Origin of the sequence: Paenibacillus sp. FSL H7-0326 (genome assembly GCF_001955535.1) — a bacterium.
GTDB classification, from domain to species: Bacteria; Bacillota; Bacilli; order Paenibacillales; family Paenibacillaceae; genus Paenibacillus; species Paenibacillus shunpengii.
In genome coordinates this window covers 369,310-389,492 of record NZ_MPVN01000003.1, presented here as the reverse complement: position 1 = coordinate 389,492, position 20,183 = coordinate 369,310, and the positions used below count along the sequence as shown (strand labels likewise).

Annotated in this window: 28 protein-coding genes and 1 pseudogene; 9 read left to right on the top strand and 20 right to left on the bottom strand. The window is 41.9% G+C overall.

All coding sequences use genetic code 11. From position 1 onward, the window contains the following. Positions 1-56 precede the first annotated feature (56 nt). A complete protein-coding gene (locus tag BK126_RS17710; RefSeq protein WP_083655945.1) occupies positions 57-818 on the bottom strand; it encodes an alpha/beta hydrolase in 762 nt (253 codons plus the stop codon). Between the two features lie 132 nt (positions 819-950). On the opposite strand from BK126_RS17710, the gene BK126_RS17705 reads away from it, so the two are divergent. The 5 genes from BK126_RS17705 to arsC all read left to right on the top strand — a co-directional run bounded on the left by BK126_RS17705 (position 951) and on the right by arsC (position 3,720). After that, positions 951-1,178 carry a hypothetical protein gene (locus BK126_RS17705; RefSeq protein WP_076313867.1) on the top strand — a complete coding sequence of 76 codons (228 nt, stop codon included), beginning with the start codon at positions 951-953 and terminating at the stop codon, positions 1,176-1,178. Then, positions 1,162-1,434 carry a hypothetical protein gene (locus BK126_RS17700; protein ID WP_076313866.1) on the top strand — a complete coding sequence of 91 codons (273 nt, stop codon included), beginning with the start codon at positions 1,162-1,164 and terminating at the stop codon, positions 1,432-1,434. The genes BK126_RS17705 and BK126_RS17700 overlap by 17 nt, the downstream gene beginning before the upstream one ends. 200 nt (positions 1,435-1,634) lie before the next feature. Continuing rightward, the gene (locus BK126_RS17695; protein WP_076313865.1) at positions 1,635-1,952 is read left to right on the top strand and encodes an ArsR/SmtB family transcription factor; all 318 of its coding nucleotides are present in this window, start codon (positions 1,635-1,637) and stop codon (positions 1,950-1,952) included. A 14-nt stretch (positions 1,953-1,966) separates the two neighbouring features. Then, complete coding sequence (locus BK126_RS17690) at positions 1,967-3,259, top strand: arsenic transporter (RefSeq protein WP_076313864.1); 1,293 nt, start codon at positions 1,967-1,969, stop codon at positions 3,257-3,259. Between the two features lie 38 nt (positions 3,260-3,297). Then, positions 3,298-3,720 (top strand): arsenate reductase (thioredoxin), encoded by a 423-nt coding sequence (gene arsC / locus BK126_RS17685; protein WP_179085562.1) that lies wholly within the window; start codon positions 3,298-3,300, stop codon positions 3,718-3,720. 1 nt (position 3,721) lies between these two features. Here arsC and BK126_RS17680 read toward each other — a convergent pair whose 3' ends face one another. Together BK126_RS17680 and BK126_RS17675 are read right to left on the bottom strand one after the other, a co-directional pair. Further along, entirely contained in the window at positions 3,722-4,264 is a 543-nt protein-coding gene (locus tag BK126_RS17680; RefSeq protein WP_076313862.1) for a hypothetical protein, read from the bottom strand. A gap of 127 nt (positions 4,265-4,391) precedes the next feature. Next, entirely contained in the window at positions 4,392-5,030 is a 639-nt protein-coding gene (locus BK126_RS17675; RefSeq protein ID WP_076313861.1) for a nitroreductase family protein, read from the bottom strand. Between the two features lie 120 nt (positions 5,031-5,150). Here BK126_RS17675 and BK126_RS17670 point away from each other — a divergent pair, with 120 nt between their 5' ends. Then, complete coding sequence (locus BK126_RS17670; RefSeq protein ID WP_076313860.1) at positions 5,151-5,510, top strand: MerR family transcriptional regulator; 360 nt, start codon at positions 5,151-5,153, stop codon at positions 5,508-5,510. A 59-nt stretch (positions 5,511-5,569) separates the two neighbouring features. Here the strand turns inward: BK126_RS17670 and BK126_RS17665 are convergent, their stop codons facing one another. Next, positions 5,570-6,787, bottom strand: coding sequence for an MFS transporter (locus BK126_RS17665; protein WP_076313859.1), 1,218 nt, complete (start codon positions 6,785-6,787; stop codon positions 5,570-5,572). Positions 6,788-6,933: 146 nt separating this feature from the next. Between BK126_RS17665 and BK126_RS17660 the strand changes: the two genes are divergently transcribed. Continuing rightward, positions 6,934-7,749, top strand: a complete 816-nt coding sequence (locus BK126_RS17660) for a MerR family transcriptional regulator (protein WP_076313858.1) — start codon at positions 6,934-6,936, stop codon at positions 7,747-7,749. Between the two features lie 149 nt (positions 7,750-7,898). On the opposite strand, the gene BK126_RS17655 is transcribed toward BK126_RS17660, so the two are convergent. The 9 genes and pseudogenes from BK126_RS17655 to BK126_RS17620 all read right to left on the bottom strand — a co-directional run bounded on the left by BK126_RS17655 (position 7,899) and on the right by BK126_RS17620 (position 13,350). Beyond that, positions 7,899-8,261 carry a DUF423 domain-containing protein gene (locus tag BK126_RS17655; protein WP_143757749.1) on the bottom strand — a complete coding sequence of 121 codons (363 nt, stop codon included), beginning with the start codon at positions 8,259-8,261 and terminating at the stop codon, positions 7,899-7,901. Between the two features lie 73 nt (positions 8,262-8,334). Next, positions 8,335-8,670, bottom strand: coding sequence for a hypothetical protein (locus BK126_RS29875; RefSeq protein ID WP_256702898.1), 336 nt, complete (start codon positions 8,668-8,670; stop codon positions 8,335-8,337). Further along, positions 8,661-8,867: a P-loop nucleotide/nucleoside kinase family protein gene (locus BK126_RS29870; RefSeq protein WP_256702897.1), complete on the bottom strand. Its 207-nt coding sequence runs from the start codon at positions 8,865-8,867 to the stop codon at positions 8,661-8,663. Before BK126_RS29870 ends, BK126_RS29875 begins: the two co-directional genes overlap by 10 nt. 54 nt (positions 8,868-8,921) lie before the next feature. Further along, positions 8,922-9,905, bottom strand: coding sequence for an aldo/keto reductase (locus BK126_RS17645; RefSeq protein WP_076313857.1), 984 nt, complete (start codon positions 9,903-9,905; stop codon positions 8,922-8,924). Between the two features lie 128 nt (positions 9,906-10,033). Next, positions 10,034-10,423, bottom strand: a complete 390-nt coding sequence (locus BK126_RS17640) for a hypothetical protein (RefSeq protein WP_076313856.1) — start codon at positions 10,421-10,423, stop codon at positions 10,034-10,036. Between the two features lie 130 nt (positions 10,424-10,553). Next, positions 10,554-11,614: pseudogene (locus BK126_RS17635) on the bottom strand (RNA-guided endonuclease InsQ/TnpB family protein). 5 nt (positions 11,615-11,619) lie between these two features. Continuing rightward, complete coding sequence (gene tnpA / locus BK126_RS17630) at positions 11,620-12,018, bottom strand: IS200/IS605 family transposase (RefSeq protein ID WP_076313855.1); 399 nt, start codon at positions 12,016-12,018, stop codon at positions 11,620-11,622. Positions 12,019-12,128: 110 nt separating this feature from the next. Further along, complete coding sequence (locus BK126_RS17625) at positions 12,129-12,728, bottom strand: DUF3885 domain-containing protein (protein WP_076313854.1); 600 nt, start codon at positions 12,726-12,728, stop codon at positions 12,129-12,131. Positions 12,729-12,993: 265 nt separating this feature from the next. After that, entirely contained in the window at positions 12,994-13,350 is a 357-nt protein-coding gene (locus tag BK126_RS17620) for a hypothetical protein (RefSeq protein ID WP_076313853.1), read from the bottom strand. Positions 13,351-13,744: 394 nt separating this feature from the next. Here BK126_RS17620 and BK126_RS17615 point away from each other — a divergent pair, with 394 nt between their 5' ends. Next, positions 13,745-14,515: an EcsC family protein gene (locus tag BK126_RS17615; protein ID WP_076313852.1), complete on the top strand. Its 771-nt coding sequence runs from the start codon at positions 13,745-13,747 to the stop codon at positions 14,513-14,515. Positions 14,516-14,612: 97 nt separating this feature from the next. Here BK126_RS17615 and BK126_RS17610 read toward each other — a convergent pair whose 3' ends face one another. The 3 genes from BK126_RS17610 to BK126_RS17600 form a co-directional block, all read right to left on the bottom strand. Further along, the gene (locus BK126_RS17610; RefSeq protein WP_179085561.1) at positions 14,613-15,395 is read right to left on the bottom strand and encodes a tyrosine-protein phosphatase; all 783 of its coding nucleotides are present in this window, start codon (positions 15,393-15,395) and stop codon (positions 14,613-14,615) included. Between the two features lie 213 nt (positions 15,396-15,608). Continuing rightward, positions 15,609-16,088 carry a phage tail protein gene (locus BK126_RS17605; RefSeq protein WP_076313851.1) on the bottom strand — a complete coding sequence of 160 codons (480 nt, stop codon included), beginning with the start codon at positions 16,086-16,088 and terminating at the stop codon, positions 15,609-15,611. A gap of 19 nt (positions 16,089-16,107) precedes the next feature. Next, positions 16,108-16,587: a GyrI-like domain-containing protein gene (locus tag BK126_RS17600; RefSeq protein ID WP_047910275.1), complete on the bottom strand. Its 480-nt coding sequence runs from the start codon at positions 16,585-16,587 to the stop codon at positions 16,108-16,110. A gap of 106 nt (positions 16,588-16,693) precedes the next feature. On the opposite strand from BK126_RS17600, the gene BK126_RS17595 reads away from it, so the two are divergent. Further along, positions 16,694-17,656 carry a helix-turn-helix transcriptional regulator gene (locus tag BK126_RS17595; protein ID WP_076313850.1) on the top strand — a complete coding sequence of 321 codons (963 nt, stop codon included), beginning with the start codon at positions 16,694-16,696 and terminating at the stop codon, positions 17,654-17,656. 51 nt (positions 17,657-17,707) lie between these two features. Here the strand turns inward: BK126_RS17595 and BK126_RS17590 are convergent, their stop codons facing one another. The 4 genes from BK126_RS17590 to BK126_RS17575 all read right to left on the bottom strand — a co-directional run bounded on the left by BK126_RS17590 (position 17,708) and on the right by BK126_RS17575 (position 20,099). Further along, a complete protein-coding gene (locus BK126_RS17590) occupies positions 17,708-18,493 on the bottom strand; it encodes an AraC family transcriptional regulator (RefSeq protein WP_076313849.1) in 786 nt (261 codons plus the stop codon). Positions 18,494-18,514: 21 nt separating this feature from the next. After that, entirely contained in the window at positions 18,515-19,090 is a 576-nt protein-coding gene (locus BK126_RS17585) for a LysE family translocator (protein WP_076313848.1), read from the bottom strand. 358 nt (positions 19,091-19,448) lie between these two features. Beyond that, entirely contained in the window at positions 19,449-19,763 is a 315-nt protein-coding gene (locus tag BK126_RS17580) for a DMT family transporter (RefSeq protein ID WP_047910279.1), read from the bottom strand. Positions 19,764-19,766: 3 nt separating this feature from the next. Continuing rightward, on the bottom strand, positions 19,767-20,099 hold the full coding sequence (locus tag BK126_RS17575) for a DMT family transporter (RefSeq protein ID WP_047910280.1): 333 nt from the start codon (positions 20,097-20,099) through the stop codon (positions 19,767-19,769). Positions 20,100-20,183: the final 84 nt, after the last annotated feature.

Here is a 20,183-nt window from a genome sequence, read left to right as displayed (position 1 = left end):
CCTAATCTAAATTTATTCATGTTATCAATTTTTCTCTAATCCTAATACGAAGTATACTACGCACGCTGAATTACAGAGGGACCCGGATACGCAAATCTCATTCCACGCGGGAAATACTTGTTAAAATATTGGTGACTGTGGACACCTTCTGGGTCCGTCTCCAGCATTATTTGATCTGCTCCACCGGGAATTTTATCTGTTAAAATGCGATAAACCTTCTTCGTATTCGGAACCATATACTGCTGCAAATTATCCCGCCCTACTCCCTCCGTTTCGCCGACATACATGTATAAACGGACATCATTTTGAGTAAAGGTGCTGCTCTCCACATACGATACGAAATTTTCGAACCATAGAGATGCTGACATCATGATAAATCGTCCAAAGTAATCTGGCTTTTGAAATGCAGCATACAGCGATATCAACGCTCCCAATGACCCTCCCGTTATTCCAATCTGAGATGTATCTTCGGTAATCCGATACCGTTCCCTCACAAAAGGAATCACTTTCTCAGTCACAAAGTCCAAGTACCGATCCCCTTCTCCTCCGAAGACTTCCCCTTCCTGCAGAGGCTCTGCCTTCCAAGGGGTATATTCGCAGTCACGCCTGTGCGGCTGAATCCCAATAAATAGCACTTCTTGCGTAATACCGCTTGCAAAATCCGCCTCTAATTCTTCCATCGAATCTACGAACAAATAGCTGCCATCCTGAACAATTACTGCGGGATATAAATCTGTATCATTCTCATCATAAGAAGGTGGTGTGTAAACATAAATGCTCCTGTTCCCTAACTGGTATTTTGCCAATTTCCCCCGCATTGGTCCATCTCCTTGTATACTTTTTGCTCCATTCAGTATATCAAACAACAGAAATCAGCACGAGGTGTCTGCATGTCTCCATTATCCTAAATATGGTAAAATATATTTAAATGATCTAGAGAGGAGCTAATTATGAAAAAATCTCGTTTAATAATGATTACTGTATTACTCACAATGCTGTTCATAATCTCCGCTTGCGCTAATTCGAATGTACCGAGAGCAGCTGAAGTGGCAGAGAAATATAAGCTTGGTGAATTAGAAAGTCCTCAAATTAATGAGGTTACGGATCAGATCATATCCAAAAAATACGAGGAGATGGAGCCTTTAACAACGGAAGTCTTCTATGAAAGAATCGGTTAGTTCCCGTGTATTTATCCGAGGATCTCAATTAGCACAATTGAAAGAAAGTGAGGTCCGACTGACCGACCTTGAATTTACCGAAAGAAACGTAGCAGACACACAAATTGAACTGAATTATACAGGGACGGTTTCATTGGCAGAAGAAGCACTTGATCTCGAAGGAACCATCTATATGCTAAAAGAGGATGACGAATGGAAAGTGAATAATGATGTTTATAACGTAGAAGATATTTTTAATAATTTAATGAAACATTGAAGAGTGACCAAGGTCAACGAACTCTCCACATTCTATGCTTAATCTTCTTCTGTCTTAGGGAGCTCTCGTTTCTTAAATATAGTATACGTAAGTACATATAACCATTTGATTATATAACTGTTTACTTATATTCAATCCTATGTATAATTAATGAAGTCATGACGAATACAAGATGGAATTGATCGTGAGGTGGAATACATTTGTCTCAAGATATAGAAGCGATAGCAAACACTCTTAAATTGCTCTCTGATGGGACGAGGTTAACGATCTTGGCACTTCTCAAGGAAAAAGAATTATGTGTGTGTGATCTGGTCGATCTTCTGCAAACGACACAGCCCAATGTAAGTCAGCACCTTAGAAAGCTGAAGAACGGGGGACTTGTGACGGAGACCAAAAGGAAGCAATGGGTTTATTATTCTCTCAATATGGATGAAAAGCCTTATCTACAAGGGATTTTAGATGAGATGCCTTCAATGAAGGAGCAAATCGATAATCTGGACCCTGATTGTTGCCGGTAGCTTAGGAGGAAATGATGTTATTGACAGCAAGCCTTATATTTCTTGTTACTCTTATTTTAGTAATATGGCAACCTAAAGGATTAAACATCGGTTATTCTGCCATAGGTGGTGCTGTCTTAGCACTGATGTGCGGCATTGTGAGTCTGCAGGATGTTTGGGATGTGACGGGCATCGTCTGGAATGCGACGCTTGCCTTCGTAGCCATTATACTGATCTCTCTCGTTCTGGATGAGATCGGGTTCTTTGAATGGGCTGCCCTTCATATGGCCCGCTTCTCCAAAGGAAATGGAAGAGTGTTGTTTATCTATGTGATTCTGCTGGGAGCTGCTGTTGCTGCATTTTTTGCCAATGATGGAGCTGCCCTTATCTTAACTCCGATTGTACTAGCTATGGTTAGAGCGTTGAAGTTCGATGATCGAATGATCTTACCTTTCATCATGGCCAGCGGATTTATTTCAGATACTGCATCCCTTCCTCTAACCGTCAGTAACTTAGTAAATATCGTTTCGGCGGATTTCTTCGGCATTGGTTTTGTCGAGTATGCTAGCAGAATGATCGTACCGACATTGTTCTCCATTGGCAGCAGCTTGCTCGTATTGTTCCTGCTATTTCGAAAGAGCATTCCCAAAACGGTAGATCTGCAACAGCTTAAGCACCCAAGAGAAGCCATTAAAGATCCGCGTATGTTTAAGTTATCTTGGTTCATTCTTGCGCTGCTGCTCGCTGCTTACCTGCTGAGTGAATTTATTAATGTCCCTGTATCCATCATGGCTGGAGTTGCTGCAATTGTATTTATTGTACGAGCTAGATACAGCCGGGTAGTCAACGTTCAATCGGTAATTCAAGGAGCGCCATGGTCAATTGTGTTATTCTCAATCGGCATGTACGTGGTTGTATATGGTCTCCGCAATGTAGGTTTGACAAATGAGCTTGCCCACCTCTTTCAATGGCTTGCGGATCAAGGACTCCTTACTGCCACGATCGGTGCTGGTTTTGTAGCTGCCTTGCTCTCTTCCATAATGAATAATATGCCAACGGTCATGATTGATGCTCTAGCGATTCAAGCAACCAATACACAAGGTGTATTAAGAGAGGCTCTCATCTATGCCAATATCATTGGTTCGGATCTCGGTCCAAAAATTACGCCTATCGGTTCACTCGCTACCCTCTTATGGCTGCACGTGCTGGCTAGGAAGAACGTCAAAATAACATGGGGATATTATTTCAAGGTTGGAATTGTACTTACCTTGCCGGTACTCTTAATTACCTTATTTGGCCTCTTCCTATGGCTGACCCTAATTTATTGATTGCAAATACAAATGAAGATTACCAAAGGAGAATGAATATGGAGAAAAAACTCGTATACTTTTTATGTACAGGAAATTCTTGTCGCAGCCAAATGGCCGATGGATTCTTGAAGGAGCTTGGCGGTGACAAGTATGAAGTGAAAAGCGCCGGATTAGAAGCTCACGGTCTTAATCCTAGAGCTGTGCAAGTGATGAATGAAGCAGGAATTGACATCACTAGTCACTCTTCGGATGTGATTGATCCAGCTATCCTTAACCGTGCTGATTATGTCATAACGCTATGCGGTCACGCAGATGAGCATTGTCCGGTAATATCCAATCCAGAGGTTATCAAATGGCATTGGGGATTTGAGGATCCGGCAAAAGCGACAGGAACAGAAGAGGAAATCATGAGCGAGTTCAGATCTGTCCGTGATGACATTAAAGCACGCATTCAAAGTTTTGTGGAGTCTGGCAATTAACTTATTCCTCTTCTAAGGGTCGCCGAAGTCCAAACTCTATTTTGGATGGTAAATTCATCGTATGGATTGATTTAGGCAATAGATTTGGAGTTCTCACAGTAAGGATATATCCGTTGATGATGTCCGTAAGCATGCAAATCTCGGCAAGACTGTAGGTTTCCAGCTCCGAGGTTGAGATAAGCACATCCTTTTTAAATATTTGAGATAATCTGGTCGTTAGCCGAAGCTGATGATCTTCAGTTAAACCATTGAACTCCTGCACCAGAATTTCTAGTTCATCATCGCTATCGGTAGACTGGGCAAGATGAGTTTGTACCGACATTTGAGAAGGAGTCAATGATTGGATCGCGAAGACTTCAATGATATCATCCATCTCATACTTCAGAGAGTTCCCTTCTTCTGAGTCTATGAACAAGCAGTGATCATTCATAAGTTTAGAAACGCCACGGACAAGTTCATCATGATCTTTAACTCTAAGGACAACAGAGCGTTCCTCTTTCACGGTCATCTCAATAAATTCTCGATTGTTCATCATTCTAGACATAGGAGTTGCCACCTCTTCCGAAAAAATCAATCGTCAAATGTTGTAATTCGATGTTATCAGTCAACAATCCTGCACCCGGGAATAAGGCTGCTGAATCATCAGCAGCCCTATTTTTACATATCAGAGGTCATGCCCAAAATGTAATCTTCTCGGCATCTAATCGAATGGATTCATACCCCTCCTCTTTGGCCTTACCGATGGAGATGATCATAACCGGAACATAACGCTCCTCATCTAATTCAAACGCTCGGGCTAACCGATCTGCTTCAAAGCCTGCCATTGGATTGGTATCATATCCATGTGCGCGGGCGACTAACATAAGCTGCATCGCGAAGAGGCTGCTGTCTATTTTCGCAATTTCCACTTTCATTTCTTTTGTCAGCGTTGGAAAAATCGACGATATGGTTTCAAGCTGCCGATCTCGCACATCCGCAGGCATTAATCCTTGTTCTACTGCCGTGTTGTATATTTCTTCTGCATATAGATAACTTGATGTGTCTCCAAAAATTAATAGCATCGCTGAAGAGGTACTATTCTGAAGTGTATTAAACCGAACTAAGGGTGTAAGCTTATTCTTCCCTTCCAGAGTGTCCACAACGACGACTCGCCATGGCTGCATATTAGCTGAGGAAGGAGCCAGGCTGGCTTCAGATATTATTTCAGTAATCTCTTCTCTCGGAATTATATAATTCTCATCATAGTTGCGAACTGAACGACGTCCCTTCACGATATCCGTGAAATCATTACTTTGAATATAGTTGAACATATGACTCTCTCCTTCGTGATAACGTTAGATTTTTTTGACATTTGATATGCCGTTCGTTATCATGATCACATTATGAGCTATGAACCTAGGTTTATAGCAAGAAGTTAAAGAGGGATCATTATGAGAATAAATGAGGTATCGAAATTAACGGGTCTGCCGATATCTACCTTGAGATTTTATGAGCGCAAGCAGCTGATTCCGGGCAGCTATATGTATAGAGATATACATAATTACCGTGTATATTCAGAGGAAATTGTGGAGTATCTGAACGATGTGAAGGCACTGCTATCTGCAGATTTTTCTATAGAAGAGCTGAGCCTGCTAGTTAATGACGAGATTAACCTATCATATGAGGACAAGCTTAAGCTCGTTAAGCAAAAAGTCAAAGAAATCAATGACCTTAAGAATCAATTGAACCGGTCTGAGCAATATTTGAATACGATCTTGGAAGGTACAGCAAAGTTTCACAAAGAGTGCTGAGACTGTGGCAGCTCCTCGAAAATGCAAAAAAGCGCGGGATCGTTCCCGCGCTTTTTTGGTTATACATTACTCACAACATCATCCTTCATCGGATTGGTCTTTAAGCGAAGTGTAAAAATGACACAAGATAAGGTGATTCCGGCGGCCAGGAAGTAGGTACCCATAAGATCTAAATGATTCACAATAAATCCAGAGGATGCACTTCCGAGCAGCATACCTCCCATCATGAGCGGAATCATAATGCCATTCGTTCTTCCAATATACTCTTCCTTGATTTCTTGGATCATCATCGCGCTGAAGGTGACCTGAAAGAAAGCGGTCGCCACACCGGAGAGTATTCTCGCGCTTGCTGTAACCAGCGGCCATACAGAGAGGACTTCAACCACGGTAATGAAAGCCCATATAGCCATTGTGACGGATATAATGACTCTGCGGTGACGGCTAATTTTCGCTGCTAACACAGCTGCGATGGCTCCCCCGACCAGCATGCCCACACCTTCCGATGCTGCAAACCACTGAACGTTCTCTTTAGGCAGTCCCAAGCGCTCCATGGTTACGAATACATCCAGCGGCTGCGTTATCCCCCACCCAAGACCCGATATGAGGAACATACTCGCAATGAGCTTCAAATTTGTGTTGCTCATTACATACGTAAATCCTTCTTTGATATCTTTTAGCGGTGAGGTCTTACTCACTCGTTCGGTTCGGTTTGATGATGGAAGGAACAGCTGTATAAATGCCGCTAAGGTAAAGATCATAATCAATGCGGTGATCGAAGATGTAATGCCCAGCTGCGTATACACAAACGTTCCCAGCATCGGTCCGAAAATGGTGAACATAGCCATAAGACTCTGATTAAATCCAACAGCTGTACCCACCAATTCATTCGGAATGTGCTTTTTAAATAATACGGCAGATGAAGGCTGTGAGAACTGACTGACAATCGCCGAGACAACGGTAGCTGCAAATACCGCCTGCCATACCCCGATGGAAACCAGATATAGGATGGCTAACATGGATAAAGCACTTAGCGTGTCGCCTAATATTACTGTTTTCTTGGGATTCCAGCGATCTGCAAAGGTACCACCAATCAGGGAGAAGATAAAGATCGGTAAGTACTCTAAGGCGGTTAGCAGCGAAACTGCGGTCGGATTATTGTTCGTTTGGTCCATGATGTAAAAAAGTAGTGCCATATTGCGAATCCATATCCCCATCTGCTGTAGCAGATCCGCTGTCAGCACGATAAGAAATACTCTGTTTTTCATTAAAGAATTCATACTCCACCTCTGACTACCTTCTCTTCTAAGTTGTGAAATCATCACACTATACTAAAACATAAACTATCGGGTAACCCTATAGTCAAGTGCCCTGCTGATCTTTATAATTAGAGAAGAATAATTGTAAATCCAAAGGAGCTGCCTCGTTGTCAAAAATCCAGAAAAAATATTTTACCACTAGTGAAATTGCCAAAATCTGCGGCGTCACCAAGCATACCTTGTTTCACTATGATGAGATTGGACTGTTGAAGCCTGAATACGTTCATACGAACGGATACCGTTATTACTCCATTCTGCAATGCTATACCCTTGATATTATTGATGTATTAAAGAAGACAGGCAGTTCTCTGCAGGAGATCAAGGCATTCTTGCACAATCAAAGTACAGATCAGTTCGTTCATCTTATACAGCAAAAACAGAAGGATCTCAAGATCGAGCTCCAAAGGATTTTGCAAATGGAAAATTTGTTGGAAGATGCTCTGCATATGACGGAAAAAGCGAAGAAGGGACTTAGAAGAATTCCAATTGAAGAGTATTGTGAGGAAGAATATTATATTGCCACTAGTATAGAGGAAAATAGTGATACAAACTTCGCGATAAAATTAAGCGAGCATCGTAAATATTGTGAAGATCATTATATAATACATTCATTTTCAGCCTGGACCATTATGCTGAGAGAGACATTTATATCAGGGAACTATTATCCGAATTATGTTGCGAACAAGATCCAGCAGCCGATTCCGGGAGAGAAGACCATCATTAAACCGAAAGGCTTATATGCCGTTATGGATCATGTTGGGTCTTATGAAACCATGAATACGACATATTCGAGGTTAAAAGAGTTTATAACGAGTCAAAACAGGAGGATAACGGGACAGGTCTATGAGGAGGATCTGTTAAATTATGTTACCGAAAAGGATCATAACAACTTCATCATCCGAATCGCAGTCGGTATTTCTTAAGCAAGTCGGCCACATAACAGTGGAACAGGTGAACCAGAATGAATCCTGGTTCACCTGTTCTCGTGAATTCAATTTACGGCTTCCGCGGTTTGGTATAGGAGCATTCCTAATTGATGATATATGATATCTTATTACATCTTCTTCATTCTCTACATTACACCAATGGCAACAAGAACCCAGGCGACGATAAAGGAAAGCCCGCCCAGTGGTGTAATGGGACCGAGAATACGGATCTTTTTCAGACTGAGTATGTATAAGCTCCCGGAGAACAACAGGATCCCAACGGCCATCAACCACCCTGCTGTCATGAGCAGTCCTGCTTCCGGATACTGACCCGCCAGAATCCCCACAACGATGATCGCTAACCCATGAATCAAGTGATACTGGACACCGGTTTCATATACTTTCTGTTTCCCTTCTTCGAATTTGCTCTTAAGTAGGTGCGCACCAAATGCGCCCAAAGCTACGGCTATAACCATGAGTATACTTCCAAGCACAATCAATATTTGCACTTAAGTTCATCTCCTCTAATGATTTCAACAACAATGACCTGATTGTATCACACATGAGGCCAATTTAAGAAGGCTAGCGCAGGAGGAGGATGTCCTTCGTATCTCTCAACCGGATCACTTTCTCATCGTATCGCTGAAGCTTTGATTCAAAATGCTCCCGGTTCTGTTCGAACTCCCTCGTCCATATGTACATCCTTCTGAGCATCGACAAATTCGGCTTGTAGTGACATCGTTCGATCCCAAGCTTTTGTTTAATAAATCGGGTCATGATCCGAATTTTTCGCTTCCATAGGGGAGGATCCAGGAATATAATCTTGTCCGCGATCGCATATAGACTTTGATAAGAATCCCGGTCGGTTCCTTCAAATATCCATGTGCCTTTCGCGTCAATTTCCCGGATCACTTCCATTTGTTCTGCTGGCGTGCGTTTAGATCTCCTGCAGGAGTCAGGTGATGGACAATAGAGTCGAACTCATACCAAGGTATACCGAGTTGCTGGGCTAAGTTTTGGGCCAAGGTAGTCTTGCCACTCGCGACAATGCCGATAATAAGAATCTTACTTCCAACGATTTCGGCATTGGCAGGATTTGAAGCCTTACTGTTCATTGAACCATCCCTTTATATCCAATCGGATAGCATACTTATGAGGCACTTCATTTATTAGTATGGTCCTCGAATGTAGTCAACGACTTTCTCCTGGTAAAACTGCTGTATTTTTTGATGCTCTTCTTCTGAAAATGACTGGGTCTCCCGTGCCGTGAGATTATCCTTCACCTGTTGGACATTTTTAAATCCAGGGATAATAGAAGTGATCTCCTTTTGATCCAGAATCCAGCGCAGAGCAGCACTAGCCATAGATGGACGGCCTTCTCCAATCCACCGTAACTGATCTGCAAGCTCCACCCCTTTCTTGAATCCAAGTCCGGCAAAGGTCTCCCCTACATTAAAGGCTTCTCCGTTCTCATTGAATCGGCGGTGATCATCCGCTTCAAACGTATAGTCTGCAGTAAACTTACCTGTCAGCAGTCCACTGGCGAGAGGCAGCCTGACGAGAAGTCCGACGCCGTTCTGATAAGCTTCAGGAATCAGTTGTTCTAATGGCTTCTGCCGGAACATGTTAAATATAATTTGCAGACTCTTCATGTTAGGATACTTCAAGCATATGAGCCCTTCTTCTACCGATTCCACACTTACGCCATAGTGCCGGATCTTCCCTTGTTCCTTGAGACGATCGAGCACTTCAAATACATGTCCATCCTTCAGGATTTCTGTTGCCGGGCAGTGAATTTGAAATAAGTCGATCGCCTCTCTGTCTAGCCTGCGCAGACTATCTTCACAATACGCAGATACTTGCTCATAGCTGTAATTCGCTGGATCTGCAATATCTCCTTGGCGGCAGAATTTAGTCGCAATATATATTTGATCTTCTTTGCCCTTTGTTGCCTTAGCTAATAACTGTTCGCTGTGACCATCTCCGTATACATCAGCTGTATCGAAGAAATTCACCCCTTGTTCCATTGCATATTCCAGAGATCTTAACGCTTCCGTATCACTTGTCTTTCCCCAGGAGCCTCCAATTGCCCATGTTCCAAAGCTTACTTCACTGATCTTCATGCCGGTATTTCCTAATTCGCGATAAATCATATTATAACAATCCCCTCTCACAAAAAATCATCTACATGAACTCGGTTTCACCTATTCATAACCGCTCTAAACCAGAATAATATAACGCTTACATTTATGACAAGTCATATCCTTCCAACAACCCTTTTCTAGTCTGCAATAAAATACTGGTTGACCACATCCAATCTATATTGAACTGTCTCCGCCTTAGCTTCGGATGTACCAGCCGACGTTCCTGGAGTGACGATTAAATATCCATTCTTATTGACTGGAAAATGTTCCATGGCGTAGTTTAAAGTATCGGTTGTTGCTCCATGATTAACAAACTTAAGAGGTGCAGCCTCTCCATTATCCTTATTAACCACAAATGCATAAGCAGATAAACCGTGACCGCCTGTATACTGAGGGGTCAGGAAATAAACATCCGCCTCTTCAAAGTTTACTTTTTCAAAGCTAATAGGTTCTTTGGATATCTGAATAAAAGACAGTTCTTTTAGTTCAGTTACCACTTGCTCTTTCCCATTAATTTTGTTGATCACCTTTTGACACTCCCACAGCTAAAGCATTGGGATTCTTGAGTGATGAAACCGAAGTCCGTTTCCGGTATCGGAGTATGACCTCAAGATGAGGCTGTGCCATCAGCCATCCTAAGACAGTGCGTATAGCATCTTAGGCTGATTGGCTGTTACCGCCAATCACAGGTGCGTGAATAATATTGATTGCACCCACTCTATCTCGATGGGTTTTATAACCACATGAACAAGCATATTTTCTATCCTTTACTTTGTTTTTTGAATCGCAAGCAGGACATTTCTGTGATGTATACGCTGGGTCCACATACTCTACTTTAATTCCTACCATATTCGCCTTATATTCAATGAATTGAGCCAAGCGATAAAATGACCATGTATGCAAATTCTTCTCGTTTTTACGACTTGTTCTTGTCGTCTTCCTTATATTAGTTAGTTGCTCTAATCGAATAATAGACACTTGGTTATCTACCGCAAAATTAACGATTTCCCTACTAATTTTATGGTCTTTATCTTTCATCCACCGTTGTTCTTTATCATGCAACTTGCGAAGGGCACTAAGTTTTTTCTTTTCTCCTAAGCACTTTCTTGTTTTGCGGAACTTTCGTTTCATAAATTTATTTTCTCTTCCGTTTCCAAAGAACTTTGTCTTACCTTCATTAGTTACTGCAACGGCCGGTACTTTTAATCCTAAGTCAATACCCATCAATTGTTCTTTTGTTGGCTTTTGAGACGGGGTTGGCACTTCCAGGGAGATTTGTGCGAACCATTTCCCTGATTTCTCCACGACGCGCATTAGCCCTAATTTGGCTGCTTGGAGAATTTTTTTGTCTCTTTCTGTTATTAGGGCGGGGAAGATGGTTTTCTTCGCTTTTCCGTTGACCATTATCGGAAAAGCAAGTGAAGATTGATCTAGGCTATAGTTTTGGTTATTTATACAGTAGGTTGGCTCTTCAGAACGGGGCGTTTTTTTCTTTTCTTTGTTATTCTAAATACGCTTTTAGCGTCACGAATAACTTGATTCAACACCGCTGAGGGGAGAGCAGCTTCAATATTCTTTGTTGTGACTTTAGGGAATGAACCTTCTATCTCGGCTCGTTCAGTTAAAGTATTAACAGTACGAATATATTCTTTACTCAGTTCCTTTAAACCGGATATGTCTTTCGGAAAAAAGCGAATTTTTACTGTGATGGGTTGCATGAAAATCACCCTCTTGTTTTTTGCTCTTCTACATATCGTTTGATTGTTTCACTCGAAACATTACCTGCTGTACTTACAAAGTATGAACGTGTCCAAAGCGAAGGTAAATGCGCCAAGTGCTTATGTTCCTCTCTTAATATTTTTGAAGTTGTTCCTTTGATTCTAGCCATAATGTCAGATGGACTTAGTCTGGGAAGTGCATTCAAAAAAAGATACGCATGATCTTTGTCTGTTTCGATGGCGATAATTTGTATGTCCAACTGAGCACAAACATCTTTAACAATTGATTTAAATCTTTCTTCTACTTTTGAATTGAGAAATATATTTCTTCGATAACGAGGACAAAAAACAAAGTGATAATTAATTAACGATACGGTAGTGTGGGTTCTTCTATAATCATTCATATATCCATTGTATCAGTTACCGATAAAAACTGAAACGGTATTTTTGTTAATATTGGAACATTTAACGTCTGAAAAGATACACCTGCTCTAAACTCGCTCTCATCCCACCCCTAAAGGAGTGGGCTTTCTCGCTCGCTAACTATATTAAGATCCATTTTGGAGTCAGTTACTTTTTGGTCATTCAGTTTCTGTCGAAGTTCTCTCTCTTCCTTTGTCTCAGTAATACCCGTTAGTCCTTCATTAAAAAGCTGATCGATGTCGTATCGGTCGTAATCCAAGATCCATTTTCGATGCAGGTGATAGAGCGGTAACAAGACATTTTGATCCAAGCTGCAAACATCACATCCGCGATCATCATACATATGAAACAGTATGCCGTTTCTCTTATTATAAAGATAGATTTGACCATCGGGAGTTGGTTTTCGCGCAAAATCTGAGTTGTAGATACATTCAATGACATAGGCAATACGGATATCTTTCATTTTGACATCCACAGCCCATTGTCGAATATACATTTCTTCATCCTGTTCTTCATACCAATGAGTAGATGTGTGAGATCGCAGCTGTTTCATTCGCGCTCTGAAGAATCGCTTTAAGCGAATCTTATCTGTTGGCTTGTCCTTTACATCATGGAATGTGCGATGTATGAAGGTCACATCATCCTCCGGGTTAAAATCGAACACAATATCGTATGTGCACGATGGATACACTCTATACGATATTCCTCATCCTTTAAAGACTCCACTCCAAGTTCATATCGAATACTTACACCCTTGGTAATCATCTCTTCAACAATATTCACTCGCTGTATTTCCCTTCATTATCTTTGTTGTTTGTATGTATAGATCAAGTAATAGATAATAGCTTGCCTAAATTATGAAGTGGTTTATTTTATGAAAAAGTGGAGCATTACCGATCGGCACTCTGCTCCACTTCATATCAAATTCTATTTCCGAACCGTAAGAATAAATCTTTCTAAGACAGTTGGTTGTAATCGATCATTTCCAGATCCGGTACTTTGAGCTTCTTCACTTTCGGGAACAGCTTCTGTATCTGTTTCTGTGTCACATGTGGAAATGGCACAATATAGGCTTTCAGGCTATCCAAATAATTCTGCAGCTCATGTGCCGCCTCGTGGTTAGACAATTGTTCCAAAAGATGAAGCTCTTCAACGTTCAATTCGTCAAAAGCCGCAATTGCGTTGCTGACTGTCGTACTTCTGACTGTATCCAGCACCTTCCGATCCGCAACGGTGCGCATTGCCTTCAACAGGAAGTTTACTTGTTTCTTAATTTCATTATATTGATGATTCTGAATAAATGGTGTTTGCATCGTCTTTAGCCCCTTATTATATAGTCGTAAATGAATAAGGTGCAAAGCCAAATGCGGGCAAAGCATATCGATAACAAGGGCGGTCTAGCTATGATCCTGATTGCGCCCTACACAAAGCTCGCCCTATTCAGGCTTTGCGTAAGGCGTTCTAGTGAACGAGCAATCCAGCACTGCTGCCAACATTGCCACGGTATAACCCCCAATTCAAATAATGTAAGAAAATTATAACCGGATAAACGCATGGGAGCAACGATTATGGTCAAGACAAGTAATTAGAGGTGCTATGTCATGCCAGACTGGACTTTAGTCGAGTCTGCTAACCTGCTATGGTCTGTTCCGCTGCAGCGAATTATCCATTAAAATAGAGCCAAGACTTTTAGAGGAGCGATTAAGAATGAATGATGAGGTTAAACTTCAGAAAGAAGTAGAAGAATGGGAACGCCAGCTCTTTAAACCACCAGGATGGCTCGAAAAAACATCGAAAACAATCGGTACTCGAATTAACCACATCATCCCTCCGAAGGTGCACACCGTTATAACGACGACCATCAAATCCATTGTTCGTACAGCACTTTTTGGCGCGGAATATACACCGAGACGTTCAGTTCAGCATGGTTTAGATCTAGCAACTGCGGATGAGGAAGCCAAGGAACTGTTTACCCTCTACCAAAAAATCGCGGTAGCTGAAGGTGCTGGAACCGGTGCGGGCGGAATTATGTTCAGTATGGTAGACTTTCCGGCTCTTATCGGCATCAAAATGAAGTATTTGTTCGAAACCGCGCATGTGTACGGTTATGACACCAAGCAGTTCTCCGAGAGAATATTTATTCTCAAGGTATTTCAGATGACCTATTCGGGTGCTGAGAACCGTGCCGATCTGCTCGATTCCATCAAGCATTGGCATATCGAGAAGGAGCAATGGCTCTCTGACGCTGACTATTCCAAGAATATGGACTGGGAGTCCTTTCAGAAGGAATACCGAGATGCGATTGATTTTCGGAAAATGCTGCAGATGGTGCCTGGAATCGGTGCTATTGCAGGGGCATGGGCGAACTATACGATCCTTGAAGAGCTCCGTGAATTCGCTATGAATGCTTACCGAATGCGCAGATTACATGATGATGCTGAGGATAAGGGTACTAGCTATCGAATGGACCCCATATAAAAAATAAGAAACAGCTCAACTCCGTTTAACTGCTAGAACCGCAGTGAACTGGAATTGAGCTGTTTTACGAATCTATTTCTACGAATGGTTCAGATGTTTACTCCAAGCAGAAATCTTGCAGCTGTGCTCGCAGCTCTGCTGTCATACCAAATTCTTGTTCCAGGAATGCCTCAATGGTCCCATAGCTATTCTTGATCGTTGCAAATACAGCCTCCATAAATTCCCGGCGAAGCTCAAGATTGGCAATGACCTCATCGACTTCTTCTGGCGATAGGACGAAGGCAAGCTGTTCTCTCATCTTATTATTCATCGGAATAAGCGTGGTGTTAGAGATCAGGTAGTCCTCGATAATCGTTTCTTCAGGGACACCTAGTGCCAGCAGGATGAGTGCTCCGCCCACACCGGTTCTGTCACGTCCACCTGCGCAGTGATGAAGAATGCCCAGATTGTCTGTGTTCATGATCGTCGTCATCAGATTTCGGTAGGATTCATTCTTGATCGCCATCTGTATATACATCGCTTCCAGAGCTTCCGGTGTCATGCTCTTTAGATAGCTTGCATGATACGTTTCTTTATCATCTACAGGAACCTCTTGTTCCAGCACCGTAAACCGCAGATTGGATATGCCTGGAAACAAGGGATCGGGCTTCTGCTCTGCTTCCTTATCTGTTCGATAATCAAAAATCGTCTTGATACCAAGTGATGTAAACAGCTCTACATCCTTAGCTGTCATTCCGGTAAGCTCCGCCGATCTGAAAAACAGACCATATTTCACCTTCCTGCCGTCCATGCTCTCATATCCACCCATATCACGGAAGTTCAATACCCCTTCAAACGGAAGTACACGGTTATTCGGATAATGCTCTAATATCATCGACATGATCATACACCTCTTAAGTTTATTTTGTATGCAACTTGTATGTAAGTACTGTGAATTCATCATAACGATGATTTGTATGTGGAATGTTTTTTTAAACTACACTTATTGTAAAATGATTAAACACCTATCAAAACCAAAGTAATAAAAAACAGCCCAGACCCAATTGCTCTGCAAGGAAGCAGACTTTGAGCTGAGCTGATCTAATCATGCACCTTATCTATTCTCTATCTCATACTCTCCCTTGATGACGAAGAATGATCCGCGAATGGTGCCGGCCAGTTTCGATTTTTGCCTCGCGAACTTGAACTTCCCTTCCAGCTCCTCTGGCACTTCAATTCCTTCCGACAGCTTGAATCCAACCGCACGCTTCTTGGGATCATCGACTGCATACATTACATTGACCGAGAGACCGTTGTCGTAAAATACATAAGCAAACTTCATATTTTCCACCTGGAATCGCGAGGTTTCCAAAGGCTTAGCTGCAAAGCGAATGTCACGTTCTTCACGCATTATACGGTTCACATAATCCAGTGTGTCTTGGCTCTCGCTGGCAGGAATCACCGTAAACACGTGCTTATACTTGTTCATAAAATATCGAGCTTCATTGGCGCGCAGCCCGGCAAGCGCTTCAGCTGCGGTTGAAGACTCCAAGCCAGCTTTGGACACACAGGTATAGTCTACAATATAGGACATTTATTCCACCTCACTTTATTTATTTTCTAACGACAGGAATCCACATCTCTCCATAAACATGGCCATCTCGTTCTCCCATTTCAACCGTAGCATTAGGGCCTCCGACATAAGCAACTTCGTTCACTTCCGGCAGTACTTGACCGAAGGCAATGCCTGTGAGCATGCTGCTGAGTTCTCCGGGTGTGTTCGCTTCTCCTCTGACAACCAGATATTCACCTTCAGGAAATTGGATGATTCGAGTCTGTTCTGGCAGCGTTGCCTCTGTCATTACACCTGCATAGTACATCATTTTGTTATTTACGGCTTCGTTTACAGCGAATACATACTCATTCTCGGCCACTGATTTTAAACGTTCAAATCTGCCATCCTGCTCAATCGTGCTCCAGAATTCCGTCTTCTCCTTATGAATACCAGCATAATCCGTATAGTCACTCTTTAGCTCAGTGCCAATTCCCAATACGATAAAGCTTTCTTTTTCCTCGATTACATAGTTGCTCATGTTAAGCACCTTCCTCTTCTTTTTTTGTTATAATTTGAGTTTTCACTTGATGGGTTTATAATAAACTTTAATCATGTCAAAAAATGATACTGTTTAGAGGTGCCGGATGAAAAAAGTAGAACGAATAAACATCATCATGCGATATATCAACAACCGTGCCCAATTTACGATTTCGGAAATCATTCGAGAATTTAATATTTCTCGTTCAACCGCGATTCGGGACATTAAAGAGATTGAAGCCATGGGCATGCCGCTTGTCGCCGAGGTTGGAAGAGACGGGGGATATTATGTAATGAATAACTCCGTGCTTCCTACGGTTCGCTTTACTGATAATGAGATCAAAGCTCTATTTATCGCATTTATGGCAACAAGAAACCAACAGCTTCCTTATCTAAAGAGCCGCCACTCTTTAACTGAAAAATTACTCGGTCTCCTCTCCCAGAACCTGCAGGAGGATCTTGTTGTTCTGAATCAAATACTGCGATTTGAAGGTACGAACCCTCATAATCCTGACCTGCTTGATCTGTCGGATCTGCCGCATCCTGTATTAGAGAAGCTGATTCAAATATTGCTGTCCGATTGTTATTTGCTGGTTACCGTTAAGGAAGCGACGGAAATAAGATCCTACCCTATATATCTCTTGCATTTGTACCGTGAGAAAAGTGTGTGGCTAATCGAAGGGTTTAATTTAGAGGAAGAAAATAGGCAGATCATCCCTGTCGATCATCTGCTTGACGTGGTGACCTACCCTGTGAAGAGAAGAGAAAGCAAGAAAAAAATCCTTGGGAAATTAAATAAGCAGGAGGAAGTCAATAATCTTGTTGTTGAGCTTGGTCCTAAGGCAATTACGCAATATAAAAAATATCATCCGCTCCAAGTCTCCATATCCTATACCAATCCATATCAAACCACGGCCTTGCTTAAGATGTTCGTAAATACTCATCACCCGGAAGAGCTCACTGAGATAACAGATTGGCTGCTCTTCTTAGGTAAGGATATTAAGCTGCGTGAAGTGCCTGCTGCAATTTCAATCGAGATAGAGGAAAGGCTAGGAATATACCGCATATAGATCATGTTCATTAATGCACAGCTTTCAAGCTAAGCTATAGTTATTAGGCCATCACCTATGTATATGAGTCATATATTCATATGCGGTTAAGCCATACACACTTTTGAAATGCCTGTTCAAATGGGTGAGATCAACGAATCCGCAGGCAGCTACGGCGAGATAAATATCTCTGCTCGCTTCAATGATCTGCTTCGCACGTTCTACTTTACAGTTCAGAAAATATTGATACGGTGAAATGCCAGTATGGGCTTTGAACATCCGAATAAACTGAAATTTGGAGCACTCCAGTTCCCTGCATATATCATCCAGCATGAGAACCTGATCTAGATTGGCACGAAGCATATCCTTTGCAATGGAGATGAACCTGTTGTCTTGTTTGGCATCAGCGATAGCGATAGAATCGACTTGAAATAGACGATCTGTAAGGGAGAGAAACAATTCATTACACAGTGCCTCATCCTTCTCATTTAACACGTGATAAGACAGGCTTAATATTTGCTGCTTTAGCATGCGATCATACACAATAGGCTGTGAGAACTGTACAACATCTTTTTGATGAGCGGCCTCCAAAAATAAATGGGGCTCCACATAGAGCATCACATATTCCAGTCCCGAATGATCATGAGCCATCCCGTCATGAGCCTGTTCCGGATTAAATATCATGACCCCGTTCGGATACGATAATTGTAAGCCTCCATCCAAAGTATAATGCTGTATACCTCGCAACGTAACACCAATGGCATACTCCTCATGTGCATGTTTTTTATATTTAAACTCGGTCATATTCGCTGATAAGACTATAATGCCTGCTGATTTTTTATATATAAACTGATCCATTCGTCATACCTCCTCACTTGCTTATATCCATATCATGAATGCTGCATACATGAGACAGATCCCCATGATCAAGTTAACGAGCTTCTGATGTTTCTGCAGAAATGCTTTAAACAAAGTTCCGAAGATAACCCATGTCATAAATGCCGCAAATCCGACGAGTGTAATAACCATAATACCAAACATCATTACCGCTGCTGAGTTATTATAGGGCATGATAAAAGTCGGTATAACTGTCAGTGTGAACAGCACTACCTTAGGATTGAGAAATTGCATAAGTAAGCCGGACCAAAACGTAGCCAGCTGCCTGGGACCTGCGTCAGATGACTTCTTCATACAGATCAGATAAGCAAGATACACCATATACAAGCTTCCAATGATTTGCATGACAATCAATATTTTAGGCAGTATTGTTGTCAGCACTGAATTTAATATAGCAGATAAGAGCAGTAATAAGGCAAAACCTATCGTCGCCCCATACGTATATTGGATTGCTCTTTTGGTTCCGTATTGCTGTACCGTCGACATAATGACGATATTGGTAGGCCCCGGAGTAAATGTCGCGATGATGCAATAGATCAGAAAAGATGTCATATTCACAAGAACCTCTCTCCATATGTGGTCCTCATATCATACATCTTGGATTATTGAGCCTATAGTACATTATTGCAGCTGCTTAAGTAGACACATAGTAAATATTATGTAAACTTACGTACTTCGCTGCAAAATTACAGTTGCATTTTATCTAGACCTTGTGCAATCCCTTTTTCTAATGATAAGGATATAGATTCGATATAAGTTTGGTAATATGTAAATGTGATAGATATTTTGCGTTTTACTATTATGAATTTTTCATATGTTGAAATAATCATGCGTTGATTTGGTTTCAAAACCTAATAGGTACAAAAAGTAAGCGACCCAAGAATGGGCCGCTTCTAGATCAGAATCTGAAATCGGGTCAGCTGACCAGCTTTAATCCAACTGCTGATCCCAGTACCATGGCAATGAACACAATTCTTAAAATATTCCTTGGCTCACCGTAAAAAATCATACCCAAAATGGCTCCACCCGATGCCCCTATTCCTGTCCATACCGCATATGCTGTTCCCATCGGCAGAGTTTTCATAGCAAGAGATAAGAACAAGAAGCTCAGTCCAAATCCAGCGACCAGCAGTAGAAATGAGACGACATTCCGATCTTTGTTGAGCTTGTTAATCATAAGAACACCGAACATTTCGAAGAGACCCGCTAATATAAGATAAAACCAATCCATGATTTACGCTGCCTCCTTCTTTTCTTTACTCAGCATTTTAAGTCCAATGACACCTAGCAGCAGCAATACAATCAGCGCCATCTTCTCCAGTTGCACAGGAGAGCCGAACAGTATAATTTCAGCCAGCACGGTACCTGCGGTGCCCAATCCAACGAATACGGCGTATACCGTACCTACTGGCAGGAAGCGGGAAGCTCTGATCATCAAGGTAAAACTTACGATGATGGCAATCACGGTAGCCCCCCATTCGAGGATCCCGCTCGCATGCTTCAACCCAATAACCCAACCTACTTCAAACACTGCGGCGATAATAACAGACAACCACGTTTTGTTCATGTGTATCACACTCCTTTTTAAAATTACACTGCATGTATTATTTTTCAAATGCAGCTAAAATATGAAAAAGCCTGGGAAACAAAC

Coding starts and splice junctions, on each gene's coding strand:
- BK126_RS17710 (WP_083655945.1), bottom strand. CDS start 818: ATGCGGGGGAAATTGGCAAAATACCAGTTAGGGAACAGGAGCATTTAT.
- BK126_RS17705 (WP_076313867.1), top strand. CDS start 951: ATGAAAAAATCTCGTTTAATAATGATTACTGTATTACTCACAATGCTG.
- BK126_RS17700 (WP_076313866.1), top strand. CDS start 1,162: ATGAAAGAATCGGTTAGTTCCCGTGTATTTATCCGAGGATCTCAATTA.
- BK126_RS17690 (WP_076313864.1), top strand. CDS start 1,967: ATGTTATTGACAGCAAGCCTTATATTTCTTGTTACTCTTATTTTAGTA.
- arsC (WP_179085562.1), top strand. CDS start 3,298: ATGGAGAAAAAACTCGTATACTTTTTATGTACAGGAAATTCTTGTCGC.
- BK126_RS17680 (WP_076313862.1), bottom strand. CDS start 4,264: ATGTCTAGAATGATGAACAATCGAGAATTTATTGAGATGACCGTGAAA.
- BK126_RS17675 (WP_076313861.1), bottom strand. CDS start 5,030: ATGTTCAACTATATTCAAAGTAATGATTTCACGGATATCGTGAAGGGA.
- BK126_RS17670 (WP_076313860.1), top strand. CDS start 5,151: ATGAGAATAAATGAGGTATCGAAATTAACGGGTCTGCCGATATCTACC.
- BK126_RS17665 (WP_076313859.1), bottom strand. CDS start 6,787: ATGAATTCTTTAATGAAAAACAGAGTATTTCTTATCGTGCTGACAGCG.
- BK126_RS29875 (WP_256702898.1), bottom strand. CDS start 8,670: ATGGAAGTGATCCGGGAAATTGACGCGAAAGGCACATGGATATTTGAA.
- BK126_RS29870 (WP_256702897.1), bottom strand. CDS start 8,867: ATGAACAGTAAGGCTTCAAATCCTGCCAATGCCGAAATCGTTGGAAGT.
- BK126_RS17645 (WP_076313857.1), bottom strand. CDS start 9,905: ATGATTTATCGCGAATTAGGAAATACCGGCATGAAGATCAGTGAAGTA.
- tnpA (WP_076313855.1), bottom strand. CDS start 12,018: ATGAATGATTATAGAAGAACCCACACTACCGTATCGTTAATTAATTAT.
- BK126_RS17620 (WP_076313853.1), bottom strand. CDS start 13,350: ATGCAAACACCATTTATTCAGAATCATCAATATAATGAAATTAAGAAA.
- BK126_RS17615 (WP_076313852.1), top strand. CDS start 13,745: ATGAATGATGAGGTTAAACTTCAGAAAGAAGTAGAAGAATGGGAACGC.
- BK126_RS17610 (WP_179085561.1), bottom strand. CDS start 15,395: ATGTCGATGATATTAGAGCATTATCCGAATAACCGTGTACTTCCGTTT.
- BK126_RS17605 (WP_076313851.1), bottom strand. CDS start 16,088: ATGTCCTATATTGTAGACTATACCTGTGTGTCCAAAGCTGGCTTGGAG.
- BK126_RS17600 (WP_047910275.1), bottom strand. CDS start 16,587: ATGAGCAACTATGTAATCGAGGAAAAAGAAAGCTTTATCGTATTGGGA.
- BK126_RS17595 (WP_076313850.1), top strand. CDS start 16,694: ATGAAAAAAGTAGAACGAATAAACATCATCATGCGATATATCAACAAC.
- BK126_RS17590 (WP_076313849.1), bottom strand. CDS start 18,493: ATGGATCAGTTTATATATAAAAAATCAGCAGGCATTATAGTCTTATCA.
- BK126_RS17580 (WP_047910279.1), bottom strand. CDS start 19,763: ATGGATTGGTTTTATCTTATATTAGCGGGTCTCTTCGAAATGTTCGGT.
- BK126_RS17575 (WP_047910280.1), bottom strand. CDS start 20,099: ATGAACAAAACGTGGTTGTCTGTTATTATCGCCGCAGTGTTTGAAGTA.